General features: G+C 70.4%; 17 protein-coding genes. 5 read left to right on the top strand and 12 right to left on the bottom strand.

The window, feature by feature from the left end; genetic code table 11:
- The 6 genes from D7Y15_RS32550 to D7Y15_RS32525 form a co-directional block, all read right to left on the bottom strand.
- Nucleotides 1–1,048 (bottom strand): ABC transporter permease (locus D7Y15_RS32550; protein ID WP_148712926.1); only part of this gene is annotated, 1,048 nt, incomplete at its 3' end.
- Between the two features lie 4 nt (nt 1,049–1,052).
- The gene (locus D7Y15_RS32545; RefSeq protein ID WP_120579770.1) at nt 1,053–2,291 is read right to left on the bottom strand and encodes an ABC transporter permease; all 1,239 of its coding nucleotides are present in this window, start codon (nt 2,289–2,291) and stop codon (nt 1,053–1,055) included.
- A complete protein-coding gene (locus D7Y15_RS32540; RefSeq protein ID WP_120579769.1) occupies nt 2,288–3,043 on the bottom strand; it encodes an ABC transporter ATP-binding protein in 756 nt (251 codons plus the stop codon). Before D7Y15_RS32540 ends, D7Y15_RS32545 begins: the two co-directional genes overlap by 4 nt.
- Nucleotides 3,040–4,293 (bottom strand): efflux RND transporter periplasmic adaptor subunit, encoded by a 1,254-nt coding sequence (locus tag D7Y15_RS32535; RefSeq protein WP_121755012.1) that lies wholly within the window; start codon nt 4,291–4,293, stop codon nt 3,040–3,042. Before D7Y15_RS32535 ends, D7Y15_RS32540 begins: the two co-directional genes overlap by 4 nt.
- Nucleotides 4,290–5,615, bottom strand: coding sequence for a TolC family protein (locus D7Y15_RS32530; RefSeq protein WP_120579767.1), 1,326 nt, complete (start codon nt 5,613–5,615; stop codon nt 4,290–4,292). The genes D7Y15_RS32535 and D7Y15_RS32530 overlap by 4 nt, the downstream gene beginning before the upstream one ends.
- Complete coding sequence (locus D7Y15_RS32525; RefSeq protein ID WP_120579766.1) at nt 5,612–6,310, bottom strand: YIP1 family protein; 699 nt, start codon at nt 6,308–6,310, stop codon at nt 5,612–5,614. Before D7Y15_RS32525 ends, D7Y15_RS32530 begins: the two co-directional genes overlap by 4 nt.
- A gap of 216 nt (nt 6,311–6,526) precedes the next feature.
- Between D7Y15_RS32525 and D7Y15_RS32520 the strand changes: the two genes are divergently transcribed.
- Nucleotides 6,527–9,109 (top strand): AAA family ATPase, encoded by a 2,583-nt coding sequence (locus tag D7Y15_RS32520; RefSeq protein WP_121755011.1) that lies wholly within the window; start codon nt 6,527–6,529, stop codon nt 9,107–9,109.
- 2 nt (nt 9,110–9,111) lie between these two features.
- Nucleotides 9,112–9,984 (top strand): Rossmann-like and DUF2520 domain-containing protein, encoded by an 873-nt coding sequence (locus tag D7Y15_RS32515; RefSeq protein ID WP_121755010.1) that lies wholly within the window; start codon nt 9,112–9,114, stop codon nt 9,982–9,984.
- Between the two features lie 103 nt (nt 9,985–10,087).
- On the opposite strand, the gene D7Y15_RS32510 is transcribed toward D7Y15_RS32515, so the two are convergent.
- Nucleotides 10,088–11,413, bottom strand: a complete 1,326-nt coding sequence (locus D7Y15_RS32510) for a hypothetical protein (RefSeq protein WP_121755009.1) — start codon at nt 11,411–11,413, stop codon at nt 10,088–10,090.
- Nucleotides 11,414–11,502: 89 nt separating this feature from the next.
- On the opposite strand from D7Y15_RS32510, the gene D7Y15_RS32505 reads away from it, so the two are divergent.
- On the top strand, nt 11,503–14,619 hold the full coding sequence (locus D7Y15_RS32505; protein ID WP_121755008.1) for a hypothetical protein: 3,117 nt from the start codon (nt 11,503–11,505) through the stop codon (nt 14,617–14,619).
- On the opposite strand, the gene nadD is transcribed toward D7Y15_RS32505, so the two are convergent.
- The 5 genes from nadD to D7Y15_RS32480 form a co-directional block, all read right to left on the bottom strand.
- Nucleotides 14,616–15,176, bottom strand: coding sequence for a nicotinate (nicotinamide) nucleotide adenylyltransferase (nadD, locus tag D7Y15_RS32500; protein ID WP_121755007.1), 561 nt, complete (start codon nt 15,174–15,176; stop codon nt 14,616–14,618). The genes D7Y15_RS32505 and nadD overlap by 4 nt on opposite strands.
- A 10-nt stretch (nt 15,177–15,186) precedes the next feature.
- A complete protein-coding gene (locus tag D7Y15_RS32495; RefSeq protein WP_121755006.1) occupies nt 15,187–15,861 on the bottom strand; it encodes a hypothetical protein in 675 nt (224 codons plus the stop codon).
- A 7-nt stretch (nt 15,862–15,868) separates the two neighbouring features.
- Nucleotides 15,869–17,059 carry an exo-beta-N-acetylmuramidase NamZ domain-containing protein gene (locus D7Y15_RS32490; protein ID WP_121755005.1) on the bottom strand — a complete coding sequence of 397 codons (1,191 nt, stop codon included), beginning with the start codon at nt 17,057–17,059 and terminating at the stop codon, nt 15,869–15,871.
- A 44-nt stretch (nt 17,060–17,103) separates the two neighbouring features.
- The gene (locus D7Y15_RS32485) at nt 17,104–18,435 is read right to left on the bottom strand and encodes an adenylate/guanylate cyclase domain-containing protein (protein ID WP_121755004.1); all 1,332 of its coding nucleotides are present in this window, start codon (nt 18,433–18,435) and stop codon (nt 17,104–17,106) included.
- A 67-nt stretch (nt 18,436–18,502) separates the two neighbouring features.
- Nucleotides 18,503–19,237: a tetratricopeptide repeat protein gene (locus D7Y15_RS32480; RefSeq protein ID WP_121755003.1), complete on the bottom strand. Its 735-nt coding sequence runs from the start codon at nt 19,235–19,237 to the stop codon at nt 18,503–18,505.
- Between the two features lie 75 nt (nt 19,238–19,312).
- Here D7Y15_RS32480 and D7Y15_RS32475 point away from each other — a divergent pair, with 75 nt between their 5' ends.
- Together D7Y15_RS32475 and D7Y15_RS46460 are read left to right on the top strand one after the other, a co-directional pair.
- Nucleotides 19,313–21,718 carry an endonuclease MutS2 gene (locus tag D7Y15_RS32475; protein WP_120581391.1) on the top strand — a complete coding sequence of 802 codons (2,406 nt, stop codon included), beginning with the start codon at nt 19,313–19,315 and terminating at the stop codon, nt 21,716–21,718.
- A gap of 79 nt (nt 21,719–21,797) precedes the next feature.
- A partial coding sequence (locus tag D7Y15_RS46460) for a putative metal-binding motif-containing protein (protein ID WP_121755002.1) occupies nt 21,798–23,629 on the top strand: 1,832 nt, incomplete at its 3' end.

Below are 23,629 nucleotides of genomic sequence, written 5' to 3'. Positions count from 1 at the left end.
GCCCCAGCACCCCACCCACGAGCGACAGCATCACCGCCTCCGTGGCGAACTGACCCAGGATGCGGCGGCGGCGCGCGCCCAGCGCCTTGCGGATGCCAATCTCCCGCGTCCGCTCCGTCACCGACATCAGCATGATGTTCAGGATGCCGATGCCGCCCACCACCAGCGACAGCAGGCACACGCCCACGCCCGCGAGCGCGATGACCTGGGACAGCTCGTTGAAGGACGCCGTCATGGACTCGTTGGTGTGCAGCTCGAAGTCGTTCGGCTCCTGCGGCGTGAGGCCCCGGCGGCGGCGCATCAGGTTCACCACTTCGTCCTGCGCCTTCTGGAACGACGCCCCGTCGCGCGCCTGGATGTCGATCTCCACCGAGCGGTTCTTGCCGTAGAACTGCTGGAAGGCGCGCATGGGCAGGATGGCCTGGTTGTCCTGGCTGGCCATCCCCATGACGCTGCCGCGCTTCTGCAGCACGCCAATCACCTGGAACGGCCGGCCCTGCAGCCGCACCTCGGAGCCCACCGGGTTCATGCCCGGGAAGAGCGTGTCCGCCAGGTCCACGCCAATGACCATCACCGGGCGGCCGTCCAGCGTCTCCGTCTCGTTGAAGAAGCGGCCGGTCGCCACGACGACGCCGCTCGTCTCCAGGTACGTGGGCTCCGTGCCCAGGATGCTCACCGAAGGAGGCGTCTCCCGGAACGCCGTGGTCAGCTTCTTGCCCCACTCCTGGGCCAGGGGCGTGGCCGCGCTCACGGAGGGACACGACTCCATGATGGCGCGCACGTCGTCGCCGAGCAGGTCCTTGCGCTTGGCGTACTTCGCCCAGTTGATGCGGCCGAAGCCGGTGGGCCACTTCGTCACCTCGAAGGTGTGCGCGCCCAGGCTGCCCAGGTTCTTGTTCACCTGTTCGCGGAGGCCCTCGATGAGGGCCATCATCGTGATGACGGTGGCCACGCCGATGACGATGCCCACCAGCGTCAGGAGCGAGCGCAGCGGGTTGCCCAGGAAGGTGCCGAGCGCCAGCCGCAAGTTGTCCAGGAAGGCCCGCATTGCCCTATTCGTAGCGGAGCGCTTCCACCGGGTCCAGCCGGGCCGCACGCGCGGCCGGCCAGATGCCGAACAGCAGGCCCACCAACGCCGCGAACGCCACCCCGCCCACCACCGTGCCCGGGCGCACGTCCGCCGCCAGCGGCGTCACCAGTGACACGATCTTCGCCGTGCCCAACCCCACCGTCGTCCCCAACAGTCCCCCCACCGCGGACACGCTGGAGGCCTCCATCAGGAACTGGAGCACGATGGTGCGCTGGCGCGCGCCCAGCGCCCGGCGGACCCCAATCTCTCGCGTCCGCTCACGCACCGACACCAGCATGATGTTCATGATGCCGATGCCGCCCACCAACAGCGTGATGAGTCCCACGCCCGTGGCCACCGCGTAGAGCGCGCCGGTGAGCTGCTCGTAGGTCGCCGCGAGCGAGTCCGTCCGGTTGACGTTGAAGTCGTCCGGCTGGCCCGGCGGCGTCGCGCGCACGCGCCGCATGATGCCCACCAGCTGGTCCTCCACCTTCGCCATCTGCCCCGCGTCCGCCACGGCGATGGCGATCTGCATGGGCCGCCCCTTGCCGAAGTTGGAGTTGAAGGTCTTGAACGGCATGAACACGGACATGTCCATGTTCTCCGCCACGACCTTCCCCTTGCGCCCCAGCGTGCCCACCACCTGGAAGGGCCGCCCGTCGATGCGGACGGTCTGCCCCAGCGGGCTGATGCTGGGAAAGAGCGAGGCGGCCACGTCCGCGCCCAGCACCGTCACCGCCCGGTTCACCTCTTCGTCCGCGCGGGTGAGGAAGCGTCCGGACACCACCTCGTAGTTGCCGATGGCCAGGTAGTCGCTCCACACGCCGTTGATGCGCACGTTGGAGACCTGGAGGGCGCCGTGCGACACGTCGGACGTGCGCAGCACCGCCGGGGAGATGGCGGTGATGAAGTCCGCCTGGGCGCGCAGCTGCGCCACCTGCTCCAGCGTGAAGTTCTTCCGGTTGCGGTAGAGCCACCAGTTGCCCTTCACCATCCAGGGGTACTTGGAGATGAAGATCGTGTTCGCGCCCAGCGTGGCCAGCTGCTTGTCGAACGACGCGTTGAGCCCCTGGATGATGCCGACAATGGCCAGGAGCGTCGCCACGCCAATGCCGATGCCCAAGGTCGTGAGCACCGTGCGCATCCGGTTCGCCCGGAGGGAGAACACCGCGATGCGGGCCCCCTCCAGCACGTCCACGCGGAAGCCCTTCCGGAAGCTCACGCGGTGCCCGCCTGGGGTGCCGCGTGCACACCCAGCGCCACCTCCGGCCCCGGCCCGTCCGCGACGATCTCCCCGTCGCTCAACCGGATGGCCCGGGGACAGCGCGCGGCCAGCTTGGGCTCGTGCGTGACGAGCACCAGCGTGTGCCCCGCGCGGTGCAGCTGCTCGAAGAGCTTGACGATCTCCTCGCCGGTGGCCGAGTCCAGGTTGCCCGTGGGCTCGTCCGCCAGGAGCATGGACGGCTCCGACACCAGCGCCCGCGCGATGGCCACGCGCTGGCGCTGACCGCCCGACAGCTCGTTGGGCCGGTGGTGCATGCGGTGCGTGAGCTGCACCTTGTCCAGCGCCGCCTTCGCCCGCTCGCGCCGCTCCTTCGCGCCCATCCCCCGGTACACCAGCGGCAGCTCCACGTTGGCGAGCGCCGTCTCCCGGGGCAGCAGCTGGAACGTCTGGAAGATGAAGCCGATCTCCACGTTGCGGATGACGGCCAGGTCGTCGTCGTCCATGCTCGACACGTCCTTGCCGTTGAGCATGTAGCGGCCGCTCGTGGGCGTATCCAGGCAGCCCAGCACGTTCATGAGCGTGCTCTTGCCGGAGCCGGACTGGCCGATGATGGCCACCCATTCCCCCCGCTGGATGCCAAAGGACACGCCGCGCAGCGCGCGCACCTCTTCACCGCCCACGAAGAAGGCCCGCGTGAGCCCCTCCACCTGGATGAGGGGGCCCGCGTCCGGTGCAGGGGCCGACGTCACGACTTGCCCTTCGCCGCGGCCTTCTCCGGCTCGCGCACCGCGTCCCCGTGGGACAGCTCCTTGGACAGCGTGCGGTAGGGGCCTTCCACCACGCGGTCCCCGACCTGCAGGCCCTCCAGCACCTCCAGCTCCGTGTCGGAGGCGATGCCGGTGCGCACGCGGCGCACCTGCGCCTTGTTGTCGTTGTCCACCACGAACACGACCTTGGCCAGCGACTCCGTGCGGCGCTTGGCGGTGAGGGACGTGCCCTCCACCGGCGCCTGGTAGTCCGGCAGCGAGCGCTCCGCGCGCACCGTGACGGCCTGGATGGGCACCAGCACCGCGTCGTTGTGCGTCTCCGCGCTGATGCGCGCCTCGGCGCTCATGCCGGGGAGCACGCCCGGCGGACGCGCGTCCAGGGCGACGGTGATGGGGAAGCTCGTCACTTCGGCCTCCGTGCCCGGGTTCTTGATGGTGGCCTTCTGGGCGATCTCCACCACGGTGCCGGTGAAGGACTGGCCCTCCAGCGCGTCCAGCGTCACCTCCGCGGGCTGGCCGTACTTCAGGTGGACGACCTCGTGCTCACCCACCTCGAACTTCACCTCCATCTGGTTGAGCGCGGCGATGGTCATCACCACGTCCTCGGAGAAGTCGGAGCCGCGCACGCGCTCGCCCACTTCACGCGTCAGTTCAATCACGTTGCCGTCGATGGGGGACAGGAGCGTGGTGCGCGCCAGGTCCGTGGAGGCCTGCTCCAGCACTGCGCTGCTCTGGGCCACGCGCTGCTTGGCGGCCGCGAGGCGCGCCGCGGCGGTGTCCGCCACGGCCTGGGCCTGCTCCACCTCCGCGGCGGACGCGAGCCCCTTCTCCGCGAGCCCCTTCACGCGGCCCAGCTCCGCGCGCTGGCGCGAGGTGTCCACCTCCGACACCTGGACCTCGGAGCGGGCCGCGTCGCGGGACGCGGTGGCCTGCTTCACGGCCGCCTCGTAGTAGCGCTTGTCGATCTGTCCCAGCACCTGCCCCTTGGTGATGGGGTCACCGTCCTTCACCTTGAGGGCGACGAGGTCGCCGGACAGGTTGGAGGAGATCTTCACCGTGGTGGCCGCCTGCACCTTGCCCGCGCCGGTGATGGTGCGGGTGATGGTGCCCTTGCGGGCCTTGGCCATCTGGACTTCCTGCGTCGTGGGCGGCCGGTCCCGCAGGCCGCCCACGGTGATGGCCACCGCTCCAAGCAACAGCGCGCCGGCGATTGCCGCCTTCCACCACGTCATTGTGAGTCTCCCGGGTTCAGCGTGCCCATGGCCCGGAACAGGGCATAGCGGGCGATTTCGACATCGATGCGGCTCTGGAGCAACACCAGCTCCGCCTGGGTCAACTTGAGCTGCGCGTCTCGCACGTCCAGCGTGGAGCCGGCGCCCGCGCGGAAGCGCTCCTCCGCCAGGGCCAGGCCCTGTTGGGCGACCGCGCGGTTGTCCGTCGCGAGCTTCGCGGAGGCAATCTGTCCTTCCAGCACCTGGTGGGAGCGGCGCACCTCCGCCTCCAGCTCCCGCGCCGTCTGCGCGAACGTCAGCTCCGCCTTGCGGATGTTGACCTGGGCGCGCGCGGACTGGGCATCCGTGTTGAAGCCGTTGAACAGGTCCCACGTCAGCGTGACGCCGCCGTTGAAGATGTTGCCGTAGCCGGGCTCGCTGAAGAACGGGCCCAGGTCCTGGCTGTTGTGCGAGTACCGCGCGGACAGGCCCACGCGGGGGATGTAGTCCCCCTGCACGATGGCCCGCTGCAGCTCCGCCACCTGCACGCGCTGCTGGAGCGCCTTGAGCAGGGCGCGGTGCTCGCGGGCCGTCTTGATGGCGTCATCCAGGGCGGGCGCCGGCGCGGGCTCCTGCTGGAACACGCCGGGGTCCACCGCCTGGAGCAGCTCCGTGCCGGGGCGCGCCAGCCACACGGCCAGCTGCACCTGGTCCGCCACCAGCTGGTTCTGGCGCTGCACGATGTTGATGCGGTCGTTGCCCAGGTTGACCTGGGCGGCGATCTCCTCGGACTTGCCCACGCGGCCCGCCTGGAAGAGGGCGCGCGCACGCGCCAGCTGCTCCTCGCTTTGCTTCGCGGTGGCGTTGAGCACGCCCAGCGTGGCCTGCGACAGGAACAGGTTGAAGAAGCGGCGGATGGCCTCCAGCTCGGAGGTGTCCGACTCTTCAATGGACTGGTTGCGCGTGGCGTCCACGTTGACGCCCGCCTGCTCCAGCTGCTTCCAGAGGCCCCGGTTGTAGATGACCTGCGACACGCCCAGGGACGCGAAGTAGCTGTCCGCCGTGTTGGAGGTAGCCACCACCTCCCGCGTGACGGTCTCCGTCTCACTGATGGGGACGGTGAAGACCTGCCGTCGCCGGCCCACGTAGTCCAGGCTGGGGCCCAGGTTGAGCTGCACCTGCGGCAGGAGGCCGGAGCGCGCCACGCGCTGGTCCTCCTGGGCCACGGCGACGTCCAACGCGGCCTGGAGCGCCTGGGTGTTCTTGCGGCCCAGCTGGCGCGTCTCCTCCAGCGTGATGGGAGTGGCGGTGAGCAGCGTCGCGACAACGAGGAAGGCGCTCACTGCGCACCTCCCGCCGGCAGGCCGATGAAGAAGACACCCACGTACATGAGGTACATCACCCCGATGAGCACCAGCGCGCGCCCGAGGCGCATGCCGGTGGCGGTGGAGAAGCCCACTCCCAGCAGGCCCACGCTCCACAGGTTGAAGAAGTCCACGCCCTTGAGCACGCGCTGCATCTTCGGCGTCAGGCCGTCCAGCAGGGCCAGACTGGAGGGCACGAGCCGCTCCGCGCGCAGGTCGGTGAGCGAGTGCTGGTAGCCCGCGCACAGCGCGTAGATGAGGTGGTACAGCGCGATGGGCAGCAGCGCCACCGCGGCGGCCGTCATCAGCTGCCCGAAGGCCGCGGGCTTGTTGAAGAGCCAGGCCGCGACCCAGAGGATGCACGCGAGCGCCAGCACCATCAGGGGCATCACGATGAGCCCCTTGGCGATGCCTCCCACCAGCGCCTTGCGCGACGCGGTCTGAATCTGCTCGGCGATGTCGGACTCGGACACGCTGGACGCGGTCGAGTCCGTGGGCAGGGCGCTCACGATGGAGGCGGTGGCGTCCCAGCGCAGCGCGTAGACGGTGCCGGAGATGGCGACGCAGAAGGCGAGGATGAGGAGGGGCCACAGCCAACGCCGGGCCTCGACGGCGGCGCGCATCCCCCCAAGAGGGTCCACGAAGACGCGCGCCGGTTGAGCAAGGGAGGTCATAGGGATGGGGTCTCTGGGCGGATTACGCAGCCCTCCCGGAGTGATTGCCCGGTCCCTTGAATTGAGTCGGGAAACGGGCGGGCAGCCAACCGAAATCCGGCCGCGGCCCAAGGTTTACCCTGCCTTGCATCCATCCTGTAGCGGTCTGTAGCCTAAATTTTGCGGCGGAGCGGCGGACGGTGTATTCCGCTCGGCTGGACGCTTGCCGGAGCATGAATGGTCGACAGCACGGATCTCGCCCAGGTTCTCCATGAGGCGAATGACATCGCCCGCAGCGTCGCCCAGAAGCCCACGTCGGCCCACGTGTTGCTGGCGCTCTTCACGGTGGAGAACCGTGCTCAGCGCCTCCTGAAGGAGAAGGGCGTGGACGAGGACGCGCTCCTCCAACTCATCACGGAGGCCCCGGCGGAGACGGGCAACGTGGTGCAGGAGTTGACCGCGCGCGCCCGCGAGCTGGCCAGCACCTTCCGTGCGGGCGAGGCGGACTGCCTGCACCTGCTCATCGCCATCATCCGCAAGCGCTGCGCCGCGAGCGACCTGCTGGGGCGGACGGGGTTGGACCTCATCTCCCTGTCCAACACGGCGCTCGCCTATTCCACCAGTGGCGGCCTGCCACGTCGGCTCCAGCCGGGCTATGGCCAGGCCGTGGCCACGCGCGCGCCGGTGAGCCGTCCGGTAGGTGCGCCGCCGTCTCCGCTTCCCTCCTCCACGTTCGCGCTGAGCGTGCCGCGTCCGGTCCCCGCGCCGGCTCCGGTGATGACGCCCCCGGTGACGACTCCGCCGCCAGCCGCGCGCTCGACGCCCGCGCTGTCTCCGAGAGATCTCATCGACGTGGACGAGGACGACGTGACGCAGGACGCCGTCTCGGAAGCCCCGCCTCCGCCGATGCCGCGCATGGCGCCTCCCGCGCCGCCGGCCCCGGTCGCCCGTGCGACGCCGCCCGCCCCGCTGCCTCCCGCGCCCGTGGTCAAGCCGTCCTCGCCTCCGCCGTCCCAGGCCAAGGGTCAGCCGCTGACGCTGGACGCCAAGGCGTTCCCGATGCTCACGTCCATGGGCCGCAACCTGAGCCAGGCCGCGCGCGAGGGGAAGCTGGACCCGGTGGTGGGCCGCGCGAGGGAGGTCGAGGAGGTCATCGACATCCTGGGCAAGCGCCGCACCAACAACCCGTGCCTGCTGGGCGAGCCCGGCGTGGGCAAGACGGCGGTGGTGGAGGGCGTGGCGCAGCGCCTGATGGGCCTGCGCGGCACGCTGGCGGAGAAGATCCTCGTCGAGTTGGACATGGCCACGCTGGTGGCGGGCACGCAGCTGCGCGGCTCGTTCTCCGAGAAGCTCAACGCACTGAAGGAAGAAGTGCGGCGGGCCGAGGGGCGCGTGGTGGTCTTCATCGACGAAATCCACACGCTGGTGGGCGCGGGCTCCACGGGCGAGGGCCCGCAGGACGCGGCCAACGAGCTGAAGACGGCGATGGCTCGCGGCGAGTTCCCCTGCATCGGGGCGACGACGCACGACGAGTACCGCAAGTTCATCGCGGCGGACCCGGCGCTGGAGCGGCGCTTCACGCCGGTGGTGGTGAACGAGCCGTCAGTGCCGGAGACGTTGCAGATCCTCCAGGGCATCATCGGGCGCTACGAGGAGCACCACGCGCTGCGATACCTGCCGGAGGCGCTGGAGGCAGCCGCGTCGCTGGCGAGCCGCTACGTGACGGACCGGTTCATGCCGGACAAGGCCATCAGCGTGGTGGACCTGGCGGGCAGCCGCTGCCACCGCGAGGGCAAGCACCGGGTGGACGCGGCGGACGTGGCGCGCGTGGTGGCGAAGCTGGCGGGCGTGCCAGAAGAGCGGCTGCTGATGAACGACTCCGCGCGGCTGCTCCGGTTGGAGAACGACCTGGCGGAGCGCGTGATTGGCCACGGCGACGCGGTGGTGCGCATCTCGCGGGTCATCCGCCGCAACTACGCGGGCTTCGCGTCGCGCCGTCCCATGGGCAGCTTCCTCTTCCTGGGCCCCACGGGCGTGGGCAAGACGGAGATGGCGCGGGCGCTGGCGGAGGTGCTGTTCGGCAACCGGGACGCGCTGGTGCGTCTGGACATGAGCGAGATGTCCGAGTCCCACGGCGTGTCGCGCCTCATCGGTTCACCCGCGGGCTACGTGGGCTTCGGTGAAGGCGGACAGCTCACGGAGCCGGTGCGCCGTCGGCCGTCGTCGGTGGTGGTGCTGGACGAGATCGAGAAGGCGCACCGCGAGGTGCAGATGCTGCTGCTCCAGGTGTTGGAGGAGGGGCGGCTGACGGACGGCAAGGGCCGGCACATCGACTTCTCGAACACGGTCATCGTGATGACCACGAACCTGGGCGCGGAGGCGTTCAGCCGCACGGGCCGCGCGGTGGGCTTCGGCGCGGCGGACGCGGCCGAGGGCAAGGCGCTGGACATGGCGTCGGACACGGCGCGCAAGGCGCTGCCGCCGGAGCTGTGGAACCGCATCGACGAGCGGCTGCCGTTCCGTCCGCTGGCGGAGCAGGAGGTGGCGAAGATCGCCACGCTCATCCTGGCGGAGAGCAGCAAGCGGCTCGCGACGGAGCGCGGCATCGTCTACACGGCGGGCACGGACGTGGTGGGGCACCTGCTCAAGTCCGGCGGCTTCGACCCGATGCTGGGTGCACGGCCCATGCGCCAGGTGGTGCAGCGGCTGGTGGAAGGCCCCCTGGCGGAGCGCATCCTCTCCGGCGAGTTCGGCGCGGGCGACCGCGTGCGAGTGGCCGTCCAGGCCGGTCAGCTCCAGTTCGCCCGGGACGCCGCCTGACGGTGGCGCGGCGAGGCCGGAGCACGCGGAGCAGCGCGGCGAAGGCGAAGCGCGTCCCCGTGGTCATCGTCGGCGCGGGGCGGCTCGGTGGTGCACTCGCGTTGGCGCTGCAGGCGAAGCGCTGGCCCGTGCGCGTGTACTCGCGCGACGACGCAGGCCATGAGCGCACGCGGGCCCTGGGCCTGAAGCCCGCGACCCCAGCGGACCTGAAGAAGGCGCGCGTCTGCGTGCTGTGCGTTCCGGACGCGGCGGTGCCGTCGGTGTCCGAAGCCCTGTCACGCGAACTGCCGCGCACGGTGGCGCTGGTGCACACCGCGGGCGCCCTGCCCCTCTCCGCGCTGGGCACGCAGCGGGGCCGCGTGGTGGGTTCGTTCCATCCACTCTGCGCCGTGTCCTCCGCGAGGGACTCGCTCGCGGGCCACACCGCCGCCATCAGCACACGCTCCCCTGCCCTGCGCGCCGTGCTCCAGCGCATGGCGGAGGACGTGGGCTTCGCGATGTTCGACGTGCCGGAGGCACACCGGGCCGCCTACCACGCGGGCGCGGTGCTGAGCGCCGGTGGACTGGTGGCCCTGGCGGACGCGGCCGTGGGCGCGCTGGGCGCTGCGGGCATCGAACCCGAGGCGGCCTTGAAGGCCCTGCTGCCGCTGATGCGCTCGGCGCTGCGAGGCATCGAAGCGCGCGGCCTCTCGGGTGGACTCACCGGCCCCATCGTCCGAGGAGACGCGGGCGTCGTCGCGGCGCACCTCGCGGCGCTGCCCTCGGACATCGCTCCGCTCTACGCACAGCTCTCGCGGCGGGCCCTGCGGCTGGCCTCGGAGCGGCTCCGTCCGGGGCCCCGTGCCGCTCTGGAAGCCCTGCTCGCGAAGAAGTGAGGCGTTTCCGGCTCCGCGCCAGCCCGCGGCGCTGGAAGCCCTGGTCGCGAAGACGTAACGGCGCGCGTCCCGGTTGCCCCGGACGCGCGCCCTTCCCACCAGACTAGGTGAGGATGATGCGCGGGCTCTGCAGCGCGCGGCGCACGATGGCCAGCGCCTGCTCGGAAGCGGCCTCGGCCTCCGTGAGGCGGCGCAGGCAGACGTCGCCGCCCACCGACACGGAGCGCTTCAGGTCCGCCAGCAGCGTCAGCGCCGCCTGCAGCATCTCCTTGCCCTGCGGGGACTCCGCGGCCGGCTTGCCCGCCGCCTGGGACACGTGCGCCGTGAAGCGCTGCACCGCGTCCATGGTCGCGTTCGGGTCGTACTTCTCCAGCATCGGCTTCAGCCGGTCCGGGTTGATGCGGATGAGGCGCAGCGCGCCGACCTTCTGGAAGGCCGGGTGCACCAGGCCGATCTCCGACATCTCGAACGCGCCCAGCAGGCCTTCGTCCGGCGCGCGGTGCGAGTGCGGCACCACGTCCACGAAGAGCGCCAGCGGATCCGCGCCCTGCTTGAACGCCTCCAGCTCGTCGTCATCCAGCGGCGGGAAGCTCGCGGGCGCGCCGATGAACAGCAGCGGCAGCACCACGTCGTGCCAGAACTCCTCGGGCGCGGAGCCCGTGCCGCCCACCGTCGCCACCAGGTGCGTCAGCAGCTCCGCGAGCCGCGGGGCGCGCTCGGCCTGCTCCGCCAGCGTCTTGCCCTGCTCCATGCGCTGCAGCGACGTGACGATCTGCCCCTCGAACTGCTGGCGGGCCTCCGGCGGCAGCGGCGGCTGGGTGCGGCCCAGCGCGTCACGCACGTCGCGCGCCAGCGCGTCCGTCTTCGCCTCCAGCGCCTGCTTCGCCTTGGCCGGATCCACCACGATGAACTGGAGGAAGCCCGGGTCGAACAGGCGCTGGTACTCCTGGGGCCCCAGCCGCTGGGGCTGACCGCCGCCCAGGGCCTGCGCCGGGTTGGTGCCGAACTTCACCTGCCCCAGCGAGCGACGGATGTCGGCGGCCAGGTCGTCCAGCCGCGTCAACTTGCCCTGCGCCAGCGCGTCCATCACCGCCCCGAACGGGGACAGCATGATGATGGCCTCGGGGAAGCCCAGCGATGCGCCCTCCGGCGAGTCCCGGTTGGGGAACCAGAACGCCTGGTGCTCGGAGATGAGGCGCAGCGCGAAGCCGCCCGCCAGGCCCAGCGCCGCGCCCTGGTGGTTCGGGTTGTTCGGGTCGAACCGGCCGCCCAGCAGCTGGATGACCGACGTCTCCACGTCCGCCCACGGAGCCTTCGTCAGGTCGACCGGCGCGCCGCTGGCCTTCTCCAACGCGGCGGAAAGCTGGAGCTGCGCATTGTGGACGTGCTGCGGAACAGGGAGCCCCTGGGGCTCGGCGGGTTCGGTCATGGGAAGGTTCCTGTGAGGAATGCGACGCGTTCCCTTATCGTGAAAAACGCGCTCCTGACTACGATTTGTGCTCGGTAGGATGCACCGCCATGTCAGCTTCTCGCGGGCCTGCCCGCCAGCCCGCCATCCTCGCTTGTCTCCTGCTGCTGACATCGGGGTGTGCTTTCGTCGCACCCCGTTTCCCGCAGAACGTCCAGGCGTCGTTCGCCCGGGACGACATGCACAAGCTGACCACGCGGTCGATGGAGCTGTACTACCCGGTCCATCTGCGCGGGACGGCGCTGCGGGTAGCCGCCCGGATGGAAGGCTGCGTGGAGCGGCTGCGCGGCGACGCGTGGAGCAAGGCCGAGCGCAAGCGGGTGCTCGTCTACCTGACGAGCGCGGACTTCAACAACGCGTACGTCCAGTCGGAGTTCGCCAGCACGCCGCAGCAGATGGTGCTGCCGCAGCACATGACGCTGGAGCAGTTCAACCTTCTGGGTCTGGGTGAGACGGACATCGGCGACGTGGCCTGTCACGAGTCCGTCCACTACGTGCAGATGCAGCAGGTGGGCGGGCTGTGGAACGTCCTGAACAAGGTCACGGGCGGCCTCTTCCAGCCCAACATCTTCACCGAGTCCTGGTTCCTGGAGGGCCTGGCGACCTACTACGAGGGCCGGCTGGGCAAGGACACGGGACGTCCCTACAGCCCGGTGTGGCGCGGCTGGTGGGAGGGCGCGGTGGTGGCCCAGAAGGGCGAGCTCAACGCGGGCTACCTGTCACCGGAGAACCGTGCGCTGGATCCGTTCGGCGGCAACTACCTGACCGGTATGAACTTCGTGGAGTACCTGGCGAAGACGTACGGCGAGAAGCGTCTGTGGAAGCTGGTGGACGAACAGGGCAGCTCGCTGTTCCCACCCCTCGCGGTGACGCTGCGGTTCAAGCGGGTTTACGGCAAGGACATCGGGTCGCTGTTCAGCGAGTACGAGCAGAGCCTCCAGAAGGACCTCCAGCTGCGCGAGCGCCCCGCCACGCAGCAGGTGCTCGTGCGGGATGCGGGCTACTTCTCGCGGCTCGTCGCGAACCCGGTCGACGGGAGCACGGCGCTGGTGAGCGTGGGCCGTGAAGCCATCACGCACCTCACCGTGTACGAGCGCGACGGCCGCGAGCGCTTCAGCCGCGCGCTGGTGCGGCTGTTGCCGGGGCGCCGCTGGGTGGTGGCCAGCTCGTCGCTGGTCAGCGGCATGACGTTCAGCCGGGACGGCCGGTGGCTGTACCTGGTCAGCGCGGACATCGACTCGGTGGGCAGCTACACGGGGAAGCTGTGGCGGGTGGACGCGCGCACGGGTGACGTGGTGCGGCTGTGGGACGACCTGGTGGGCATGGGCGGCGACCTGACGGCGGATGACCGGTCCTACGTGTTCGTGGAGGTGAACGGCGACGCGGCCAACCTCGTGCGGTTGGATCTGGAGAGCGGTCAGCGCGAGCGGCTGACGGACTTCAAGGCGCATACGGCGCTAGGCACGCCCGTGACCTCGCCGGACGGTGGACGGTACGTGTTCCCCATGTACGGCGTGGAGGGGTGGGACCTGGTGCTGCGCGAGCCGGACGGTTCGCTGCGCTGGCTCACGCGGGATGGGCTGTTCAACTACTCGCCCCGGTGGTTGGACGACGATCACCTCGTCTTCCTGCGCGAGCACGAAGGCCGGCTCCAGGCGCACGTGATGACGGTGTCCACCCGGCGCATTGCCCGAGTCACCGACGCGCCAATCCTGGTGATGGACGCGGCACCCGCGGGCGGGGACGCCGTGGTCTTCCTCAACCGCGACGGCATCAACTTCACCGTGGACCGCGCGCCCCTCACGAAAGCCCTGGCCGAGCTGAGCGCGACGCCCGAGCCGCCGGCCGAGAGCATCGCGACCGCACCGGCACCGGAGCCGGAGGCCACCGCCCAAGGCACGGAGGCACAGGAGGGCTTCGTCGCCTTCCCAGGCCAGCCCGCACCCCCGGCGGATGCCCCCACGCAGGCCTCTTCCGACGTCCCCCCGGCACCGGTGGCGCCGCCGCCCCTGCCCGTGGATCCCGCCCATGACGTGGACGCGCCCGTGACGCCTCCGGCCGTCGTCGGCCACGCGGTGGACGTGCTGACCGACGAGCCCTACTCGCCGCTCGAAGGCTTCTTCATCCCGAACTACCGGGTCCCCTACTTCTACACGGTCCCCAACGACGTCGACGAAAACGACCCGTACTTCGCGGGCGGCATCTCCATCGCGGGCCAGGATCGGCTGGGCTTCAACGCCTACGCGCTCACGCTGACGTACGACCTGAAGGAGAAGCAGCCCGGCGTGTCGTTCGCATACGGCAACGCGATGCTGTCTCCCTTCTACCTCCAGGTCTCCGCGTCACGCCTGCGCGAGAACGAACGCACGGATCTGCAGGCCACCGTGTTCGCGTCCCGGACGTTCTGGACGACCCCCGTGAGCTTCGGCGTGCTCGCGCTCGACCGCCGCTTCGACGCCACGGATCGCCGGCCGTCCATCACCACGCGCCTCATCGGACCGGAGGTCGCCGCGTCGTACTTCGCCGGCGAAGGCACGTCCTACGGCGGCACGCAGCGCGGACTGGGCCTGTCCGTGAGCGGCGGCATCTTCCCGAAGGCCTTCGCGCGCGACTCCACCGTGGGCGACGTGCGCCTGGGCGTGGACGGGTACCTGGGCGGCCTGCCCTTCATCGGCAAGGACAACCTCCTGCTCTCCGTCGCGGGCCGCGCCCTGCCCGGCGCGCCTGATGACCTGCTGGAGGTCGGCGGAATCCTTCCGGGCCAGGCCTTCTTCATCAACCGCGACAGCACCACCGACGGTGGCCTGCCGCTGCAACTCCAGCCGGGCCTCGCCTTCAGCGAGTACCTGCGCGGCTACGAGGACCACACCTTCCGCGCGCGCAACGTGCTGCTCGCCAACGCGCGCTACCGCTACCGGTTCATCATCGACTACGGCTGGGCGTCCACGCTGTGGGTGCTGCCGTCCCTCTTCGTCAGCCAGTTGGAGCTGGACGCGTTCGGTTCGCTCGCGCGCACGGACAACCGGACCAACCACGGGGCGGTGGGCGGCTCCGCCACGCTGCGGCTCACCATGGGACAGGCCTACGCGCTCTCGTTCTTCTACCAGTACGCCCACCGCTTCGATGACGGCTTCGGCGACCTGCACATCATCGGGATGACGTTCTAGCGAGGCCCGCGCAGGCCATACAGGCCTTCATCGCGCGCCACCTGGAGCACCGCGGAGGGCACCAACTCGGACGGCTCCAGGCCTCGCGTCAGCTGGTCGCGCACCTGCGTGGAGGACACCTCCGCCAGCGGCGGCCCCACCGTGTCCGGCGCCGGGTAGCCCGCGCGGTAGAGCACCGTCACGTGCGCCATGCGCTGGATGCGGTCGAAGTCCTTCCACTGCGGCAGGTCCCTCAGGATGTCGCTGCCGATGATCAACGAGAACCGCGTGTCCGGGTGGCGATCCACCAGGTACGCCAGCGTGTCCACCGTGCGTCCGCCACCGCCCAGCTCGCGCTCCACCAGACTCGTCTGGAGCCAGCCGGACGTCTCGCGGCAGAGCGCCTCGCACATGCGCACGCGAGCCTCGAAGGGTTCCAGCTGCTTGCCGAACGGATGGTGGAACGTGGGCATCAGCCAGACGGCATCCACGCCCTGCGTCGCGTGGACGTAGGTGGCCGCCATCAGGTGGCCCACGTGCGGCGGGTTGAACGAGCCTCCGAGCAGCGCGACCTTCACGGCGGGCCTCTTATTTGACGGTGAGCTTCGTCGAGCGCGAATCGACCTGCAGCACCCGGGGCGGCAGCACCAGGTGTCCATCCAACCGGAACGCGGAGAAGCTCAGGTTGCGCTCCGCCTTCTCCAACAGGCCGCACGTCTGCTCCGCGGCCCCCACCAGCCGGCCCGGCGTCACGAAGTAGCGCGGGCCAATCTGCACCACCGCCGGCTCGGACTCCTTGCCGTGGATGAACACCTGCGCGTTGAGCAGGTCGTCCCGCACCAGGTCGTTCTTGTCGTGCACCACGCAGCAGAGCGTGTCCCCCACCAGGTCCATGGCCTTGTTGGCCACGGCGAGATCCCGGTACGCCAGCGAGTCGCGCTCCGGCACGCGCACGAAGCGCTCCATCACCAGCCGCCGGTCGTCCTCGGACGCCAGGTCCGAGGGGGCCTCGCGGGACGCGGGCGTGCGCCCGAGGCCGTCCTGGGGCGCCACCAGCCACTGCGTCACGTCCGCCAGGAAGTCCGCGTCCGAGTACTCGCGCCCTCCCCGGCTCTTCTTGCGGCGCCACAGCACCCACTCATCCAGGTCCGTGTAGCGCGCGCCGGTGAAGAGGAAGCGCCGGGCCCCCTTCGCCCGCAGCAGCTCGTAGGCGGCGTCGAAGGCGTCCAGGTCGCCATGCGTATCGGAGAAGACACCAATCACGTGGAGGTCACCGCGAGGAAGCGTACAGCAGGGCGGGCTCGCGGCGCTTGCGGAAGGCCTCCGTCTGCGCCTCGAAGCCTTCGAGCATCCGGTCCAGGGGCCACCCCTCCTCGATGCCGCGACGCACCTGGTCGGTGCCGCACAGCAGGTCGAACGCGGGCACGTCCTCCACGAACTCGTACGCGTCCGCCCGCCAGGCAAACTGCCCCGGCCCGATGTCGTGCAGCGCCTGGGTGATGGCGATGCCCGTGCGCAGCGGCTGGAACACCTTGCGGTCCGTGACGTGGATGAAGGCCCCGCTGCACGACTGGCCCGTGTACTTGTCGAACGTGGGGGTGAAGCCCACCGGACGGAAGGCCACGCCCGGCAGCCGCTCCTTGTCCAGCCGCGCCATCAGCTGATCCGCGTCCACCCACGGCGCGCCGAACTGCTCGAAGGGCCGGCAGGTGCCGCGGCCTTCGGACACGTTGGTGCCCTCCAGCTGGCACATGCCCGGGTACACCAGCGCGGTGTCCGCGGTGGGCATGTTGGGCGACGGCGGTAGGAACGGCAGGCCCGTGTCGCTCCAGTGCATGTCGCGCGTCCAGCCCTCGCACGGCACCACCGTGAGCTCACAGCCGAAGCCCTCCTGCGCGTTGAACAGCCGCGCCAGCTCCCCCGCCGTCATGCCGTGGCGGTTGGGCAGCGCGTACAGCCCCACGAAGGAGCGGAACTTCTCCCCCACGAGGTTGCCCTCCAGCGTCACCCCATCCAGCGGGTTGGGCCGGTCCAGCACGTAGAACGGCACGCGGGCCTGGGCCGCGGCCTTCATCGCCAGGGCCATGGTGTAGACGTAGGTGTAGTAGCGGCTGCCCACGTCCTGGATGTCGAACACCAGCGCGTCCAACCCCTTCAGCCACTCCTTGCGGGGGGAGAGCGACTCGAAGGTGGAGCCGTAGAGGCTGTGCACCGGGACGCCCGTCTTGCGGTCGCGGGCCTCGTCCACGGCCACCATGTACTGGGCCTCGCCGCGGATGCCGTGCTCCGGCCCGAAGAGCGCCGCCAGCGTCACGCCGTCCGTGCCGGCCAGCAGATCCGCCAGGTGGCGGAAGCGCGAGTCCACGCTCGTGGGATTGACGATGGCGCCCACGCGCTTGCCCTTGAGCGCGGAGAACCCCTGCGCCGCCCACACATCCAGTCCCGTCTTCACCTTCGTCACGTTCAGTCGCCTCGTCCCGCGGATACGCGCGGGCGCAGGAAGGGTCAGTTCGCGGGGAGACGCTTGAGCGCGTCCGCCGCCGCCTGCTTCGAGTCACAGGTGCCCAGACCGAGGAACCCACCGGCCGTCCCTTCATTCGGGCCCCCGTCGTCGGCCAGGGATTCCAGCGCGCCGCGCGCGTCTTCCAGGCGCAGGCCGCCCACGGCCGCCGCCGCGCTGGAGCGCACGCCGCACTGCTCGTGCTTCAGCAGGGAGATGAGCCGGGACGACGCACGGCCGTTGGCGTCCTTGCGCACCGCCGCCGCGTAGTGGACCACCGCGGCGCTCATGTTGCCCTGCGCCTCCTCCAGCCGCCCGCTGAAGTAGGCGCGCTGGTCCGCCTCCTCCAACTTGATGAGCCGCTTGGCCTCGTTCACGCGCTGGATCTTCTCCGGGCCGGTGGTGCCCTCCACGTCACGGATGGCCCGCATCGTGGCGCCGCCTCCGCCGACGAGCAGCCCCCCGCCCAACAGCACCACCACCAGCCCCGCGCACATGCTCCAGCCGGCCACGGTGGACGACACCTTCGTCGTGATGGCGGGCGGCAGCTTCGCGTACACGCGCGCCCAGAGCGCATCCGTCGCGGTGCGCGCCTGCTTGCCCAGCACCGTGGCCCGCTGCCCCACCGCCGCCGCGCCCGCCGCAGCACGCTGGCCCACCGCCACCGCGCCCTGCCCCATCGCCGCCGCGCCCGCCGCCGCGCGCTGGCCCAGATCCAGATTCGACTCCACGCGCGCCAGGGCCAGGTTGCCGTAGGGAGGCAGCGAGGCCGCCTCTTCCGGCGAGGGCAGCACCGCGTCCGGCGTGGGCGCCAGCACCCGGTAGGGCGCGCGCGGCACGCGGAAGACGCGGATCTTCCCGGGGATGCCCTTCAGCTCGAACGCGCCCACCTCCTGCGACGGCACCTCCGCCTTGTTCATGGAGAGGTAGACGGCCTCCGTGAAGAAGACCTCGCCCGCGTCGGTGATGCCCTCCACGCGGGCGGCGATGTTCACCGGCTCGCCGAAGATGTCGTTGGTCTCCACCCGCACTTCGCCCACGTTCACCGCGACGCGCACGTGGATCTGCTCGTCCTCCAGCAGCTGCCGGTTGTGGTGCCAGAGCCGGTCCTGGATGGCGATGCCGCTCAGCACCGCCTGGGTGGGGGACTCGAAGGTGACGAGGAACGCGTCGCCAATGGACTTGATGATGCGTCCACCGAACGCCTTGAACAGCGGCGCGAGCAACCCGTCGTGCACCTGGAGCAGACGCTGGTTCTCCTCCAGCGTCTGCCGGCTGGTGCGTTCGGTGAAGCCCTTGATGTCGGTGAAGACGATGGCGAGGTTGGCGGTCTTCAAAGCGGGGGCAGTGTATGCAGCGCGTCGCGCGAAGCAATCGCCACGGACCGCGCTCCGCCGCTCGCTGTCAGCGCTTTGAAGGTTTGAGGGCCCGCATGTTGCGCTTCTCCGGCGCCGTCAGCTGCGCCCTCACCTTCGCTGCGAGCTGGGGCCTGTCCGTCCGCTCGTAGAAGGCCGCCAGGGTCCTCAGGACGCCCGGGTTGTCCGGCTGGGCGTCGCGCGCGGCCAGGAACTCCCGCTCCGCGTCCAGCGTGCGGCCCTGCTTCTCCAGCACCGCCGCCAGCTGCATGCGCACCTGCACCCACGCGGGCCGGGACTTGGACAGGGGGCGGTAGTGCAGCTCCGCCTTGAGCCAGTCCCCCACCTGCGCCCAGAGGCCCGCGAGCCGGAAGCGCGCGTCGTCATAGGAGGGACGCAAGGTCACCGCCTTCTCATAGGCGCGGATGGCGTCGAAGGTGGCGCTCTTCTCTTCCAGCAGCTGCCCCTGGAGGAAGTACACGCGGGGGTTGTCCGGGGCCTCGCGCAGGGCGGCGTCCAGATGGGTCCGGGCGCGCTCCAGCTCCGGGGCGCTGCCTCCCTTGAGGAGCAGCCGCGCGGCCTCCAGCCGGGGCAACTCCCAGCGGGGCTGGTGGGTAATCAGCCGCTCCAGGGCGACGAGGGCACCCGCGTCGTTGCCCGAGGTCTCCAGCGCCAGCGCATCCGCCAGCGGACTGGGGGCCGGAGCCGCTTGCGCCGTCAGGACCGGAGAGGCCGGTGCGTCGGACGCGCCCGCAAGCAGCGCCGCCACGAGAACCCACATCATGGTTGGCAGATAGCAGGTCCCGGTGGGCCACCTCAATACTTCCGCTTGACGGACACCCGGCCTCGCATGAAACCCATGACCGTGCAGATTTCCCAAAGGACGTTGGAAGACCTTGGTTTCCCGGAAGTGCTCCGCGCGCTGACGCAGCGCTGCCGCACCGAGCCAGGAAGGGAGCGGGTGCTGGCCCGTCCATTCCTGGACACCGAGACGGAGGTGACCGAAGCGCTGGCGCTCGTCGACGAGGCCCGCTTCCTCTCCCAGCAGCAGTTCTCCATGCCCCTGGGCGGCGTGACGGACCTGCGCACCGCGGTGGGCCACGCGGAGAAGGGCGGCGTGCTGGAGCCCCGGCAGCTCATCGACGCGGCCCAGCTGCTCTTCGCCTTCGCCCGCACCCGCGAGGCCCTGGACGAGCGCAAGGAGCGCGTCCCCCGCCTGGTGGAGATCTCCAAGCGCCTGCCCTTCCTGGAGGCCATGGCGCGCCGGTTGGATCAGTGTTTCGAACCGGACGGAACCATCTCCGACCGCGCGAGCCCCGAGCTGAAGGAGGCGCGCGACCGAGCACGCGGCCTGCACCGGCGGATCAAATCGCGCCTGGACGAGATGCTCCACGACCTGACGTTCACCACCAAGCTGCGCGAGAACTACTACACGCTGCGCAACGGGCGGTACGTGGTGCCGGTGGTGTCGAACTACCGCGCGGAGGTGGACGGCATCGTCCACAACGCCAGCCAGACGGGGCAGACGCTCTTCATGGAGCCCCAGGCGATGGTGGGCCTGGGCAACGACCTGGCCATCGCGCAGTCGGAGGTCGCGGAGGAGGAGCTCAAGGTCCTCCAGGAGCTGAGCCGGCTCGTGGGCCGCGAGTCCGCGCGCATGCTGGAGGGCCTGGAGGCGGTGGCGGAGCTGGACGAGGTGGAGGCCATCGCCATCCTGTCCGCGGACCTGGACGCCACGACGCCCACCTTCGTGGGTGTGAAGGAACTGCAGCTGCGCGCGCTGCGCCACCCGCGCCTGGTGCTCAAGGGCACGGAGGTGGTGTCCAACGACGTGACGCTCACCGAGAGCGCCCGGGCGCTGGTGGTGTCCGGCCCCAACGCGGGCGGCAAGACGGTGACGCTGACGGGCGTGGGGCTGTGCGCGCTGATGCTGCGCGCGGGCCTGCCCATCCCGGTGGGCGAAGGGTCGCGGATGCCGCTGTACCGCTCCGTGCACTCCACCGTGGGAGACACGCAGGACCTGTCGCAGGGCCTGTCCTCGTTCAGCGGCCACGTCACCCTGCTGCGGGACATCCTGGCGGCGGTGGGGACGGACTCGCTGGTGCTCATCGACGAGATCGCCTCGGACACGGATCCTCGCGAGGGCGCGGCCATCGCCATCGCGGTGCTGGAGGAGCTGTTGGGCAAGGGGGTGTACGTCCTGGTGACGACGCACCTGGAGGAGCTCAAGGCGCTGGCGCACATGGATCCGCGCTTCCTCAACGCGCGCGTGGGCTTCGACTCCAAGCGGATGGCGCCCACGTTCCGGTTGCAGATGGGCGCGTCCGGTCAGTCGTCCGCCATCGACGTGGCGGCGCGGGTGGGCCTGCCCGCCTCCGTGTGCGAGCGCGCGCGGGAGCTGTCGCTCAACGCGGGCGGTCCGCTCACCAAGGCGCTGGCGGCCGCGGAGGACGAGCGGCGCAAGCTCTCCGAGGAGTTGGAGAAGGCGCGCATCGCGGCGAAGGAGGCGGAGGCGCTCCGCGCGGACCTGGAGAAGCAGAAGGTCGCCTTCGAGCGTGAGCGCAAGGGTCGGATGATGCAGTTCAACGAGGACGTGCACTCGGCCAGCGAGCACGCCGCCCAGGAGGTCCGCGACCTGCTGGCGAAGCTGCGCTCGGAGCAGAATGAGAAGGCGCTCTCCGAGGCACGGCTGCAGTTGCAGCAGCGCGCGGATGAGGCGCAGAAGCGCGCGGCGGCGGCGAAGGCGGAGCTGTTCCAGGTGGAGGCCCCGGGGCCCGCGACCCTCAAGGTGGGCGCGTGGGTGCACCACTCCGGCCTGGGCCGGGACGTGGAGATCCTGGAGCTGACGGAAGGCCAGGCGGTGGTGTCCGCGGGCGGCGCGCTGAAGATGCGCGTGGCCACGACGGAGCTGTCCGGTTCACGGGGCAAGAAGCCGCAGCAGGCGAAGTTCCCGGAGCAGCGGAAGGGCGAAGCGGCCCTGAAGCGAGCGGCCTCCGCGGCGCCATCGCAGGTGGAGGCCACGAACTTCCGCTGCGACGTGCGCGGAATGCGCGCGGACGACGCGCTGGCGGAGCTGGAGACATTCCTGGACCAGGGCCTGCGCAAGGGTGAGGACGCCGCGCTCATCATCCACGGCCACGGCACGGGAGCCCTCAAGCAGGCCATCCGGGACCACCTGGCCGCCTCGCCGTACATCCGCATGTTCCGCCCCGGCGAGAGCCACGAGGGCGGCGACGGCGTCACGGTGGTGTCCCTGCGCGGCTGAGGTCCCCTGTTGACGGGGAGCCGGGGTCTTACCGGCCCCGCTCCCCGGCGCAGGGAAGTGTTGGCTACAGTGCGGCGCCATGTATCGGCTCTGCCTGTTGGGATGTGTGGTGTTCCTGGCCGCCTGTGGGGAGAAGGCTCCCGACGAAGGCGCCATCCGAGTGTCCGTGAAGTACGGCACCTTCAAGCCCGCGTGCGTGCGCGTGGAGGCCAAGGACGCCAAAGGGAACCAGGAAGCCACGGACATCCTCTCCAGCCAGTTCAAGAACGCGGAGAAGAACGAAGTCCTGGTCGCGGTGCGCCGCAAGGCGGACTGGGACACGGCGCTGGACATCACCGTGTCGTCGTACGCAGCAACCGACGGCAACCGGTGCGCGGGTGAAGCGGTGGAACGCTTCACGAAGACTGCGCTCACGGTCGTTCCCAAGGAGTACACGCGCTACGATGTCACGTTGGTGGCAGTGGATGGGGACGGCGACGGCTCCCCCTCCCCCGTCGGCCTTGAATGGGCGGGCGTCTCCGACTGCGACGACACGCGGAACGACGTCTATCCGGGCGCCGAGGAGAAATGCGACACGGCCATCGACTTCGACTGTGATGGCAAGAAGGCGTGCGCGGATACGAAGTGCGCGCAGAAGACGTGCACGGACGGCGACCTTTGCAACACGGACAAGCGGTGCGTCGGCGTGGGGGCGTCGGCGCAGTGCGGAGGTGGCACGCCAAAGTGCACGCAGGGCGCGGGCCAATGCCAGGCGACGGTGACGTGCGAGGCTTCCACGGGTGCGTGCATCGAAGGGAACGTGGTCGTCGGCACGGCCTGCGACACTGGGAACCCATGCATGCTCAATGGCCGCTGCACCGCAGGCAAGCAGTGCGTGGGTACATCGAAGGCGTGCACCACCCCAACGAATGCCCAGTGCCAGGAATCCACGGGCACCTGCAATCCGACCAACGGCAGCTGTGAGTACTCCCCCAAGCCGGTCACCGCATCCTGCGTGGACGGCGACGTCTGCCACGCCCCGGGCTTCTGCGACGGCACTGGCACGTGCAATGGCACGCCCACGCCCTGCCCATCCAGGGAGTGCAATACGGTCGCGGGTTGCACGGCGAACAACTCCTGCATCTACGCGGGGGACCCGGCGCAGTTCGACCTGCCCTGCAGCGATGATGAGTCCGGAACGCCGCGCGTATGCGGCGCGACCGGCCAGTGCGTCGCGTTCCCATACACGCCCAGCAACTTCAATCCGAACGTCATTTCTGGCGGTGACATCGGTGAACTGAGGACCACCGGGCCGGTGGTGTTCGACACGGAGACCCAGACCTGGACACCCCAGGCGAACGGAGGCCCGGACACCACCGCCTTCAAGGTCCGCTCTCTGCCCCAGACTGGCGGTGCCCCCGAAATCCTTCTCATCCCGGTGCGGACCCTGGCCCTGGGCGGCGAACTGCGCATCGTGGGCACCCGTCCGGTCATCCTCGCCGTGTATGGGGATGCGACGCTGAACCACGACATCCTGGCCAGCGGTCGCATCGTGAATGGCGCGCCGGTTCCCGGGGCCGGCGGCAATCAGGCGTGCGCCGCGTCGCAGGGCAAGCAGGGGCAATTCAGCGGGGGCCAGGGTGGAGGCGGAGGTGGCGCGGGCGGAGCAACGGCCGGAGCCATTGGCGGCAAGGGGGTCAACGCCAACGCTACGCAGGGCGACGCAGGTTCCCAGCAGGGCTCGACCTCCACGCCTCTTCTCGGTGGGTGCGCGGGAGGCGCGGGCGGAGGCACGGGCAACGCGGCCGGTGGGCCTGGCGGCGCTGGCGGTGGCGCCTTCCAGCTCTCGGTCGCCAGGACACTGACCGTCGAAAAGGTCCTCTCCGTGAGCGGCGGTGGTGGCCTGGGAGGCAAGGCGAGCACTTCGAATGG

Source organism: Corallococcus sp. AB030 (genome assembly GCF_003668965.1).
GTDB lineage: Bacteria > Myxococcota > Myxococcia > Myxococcales > Myxococcaceae > Corallococcus > Corallococcus exiguus.
The sequence above is the reverse complement of the archived record's forward strand: the minus strand, read 5'-3'. Positions and strand labels throughout refer to the sequence as shown.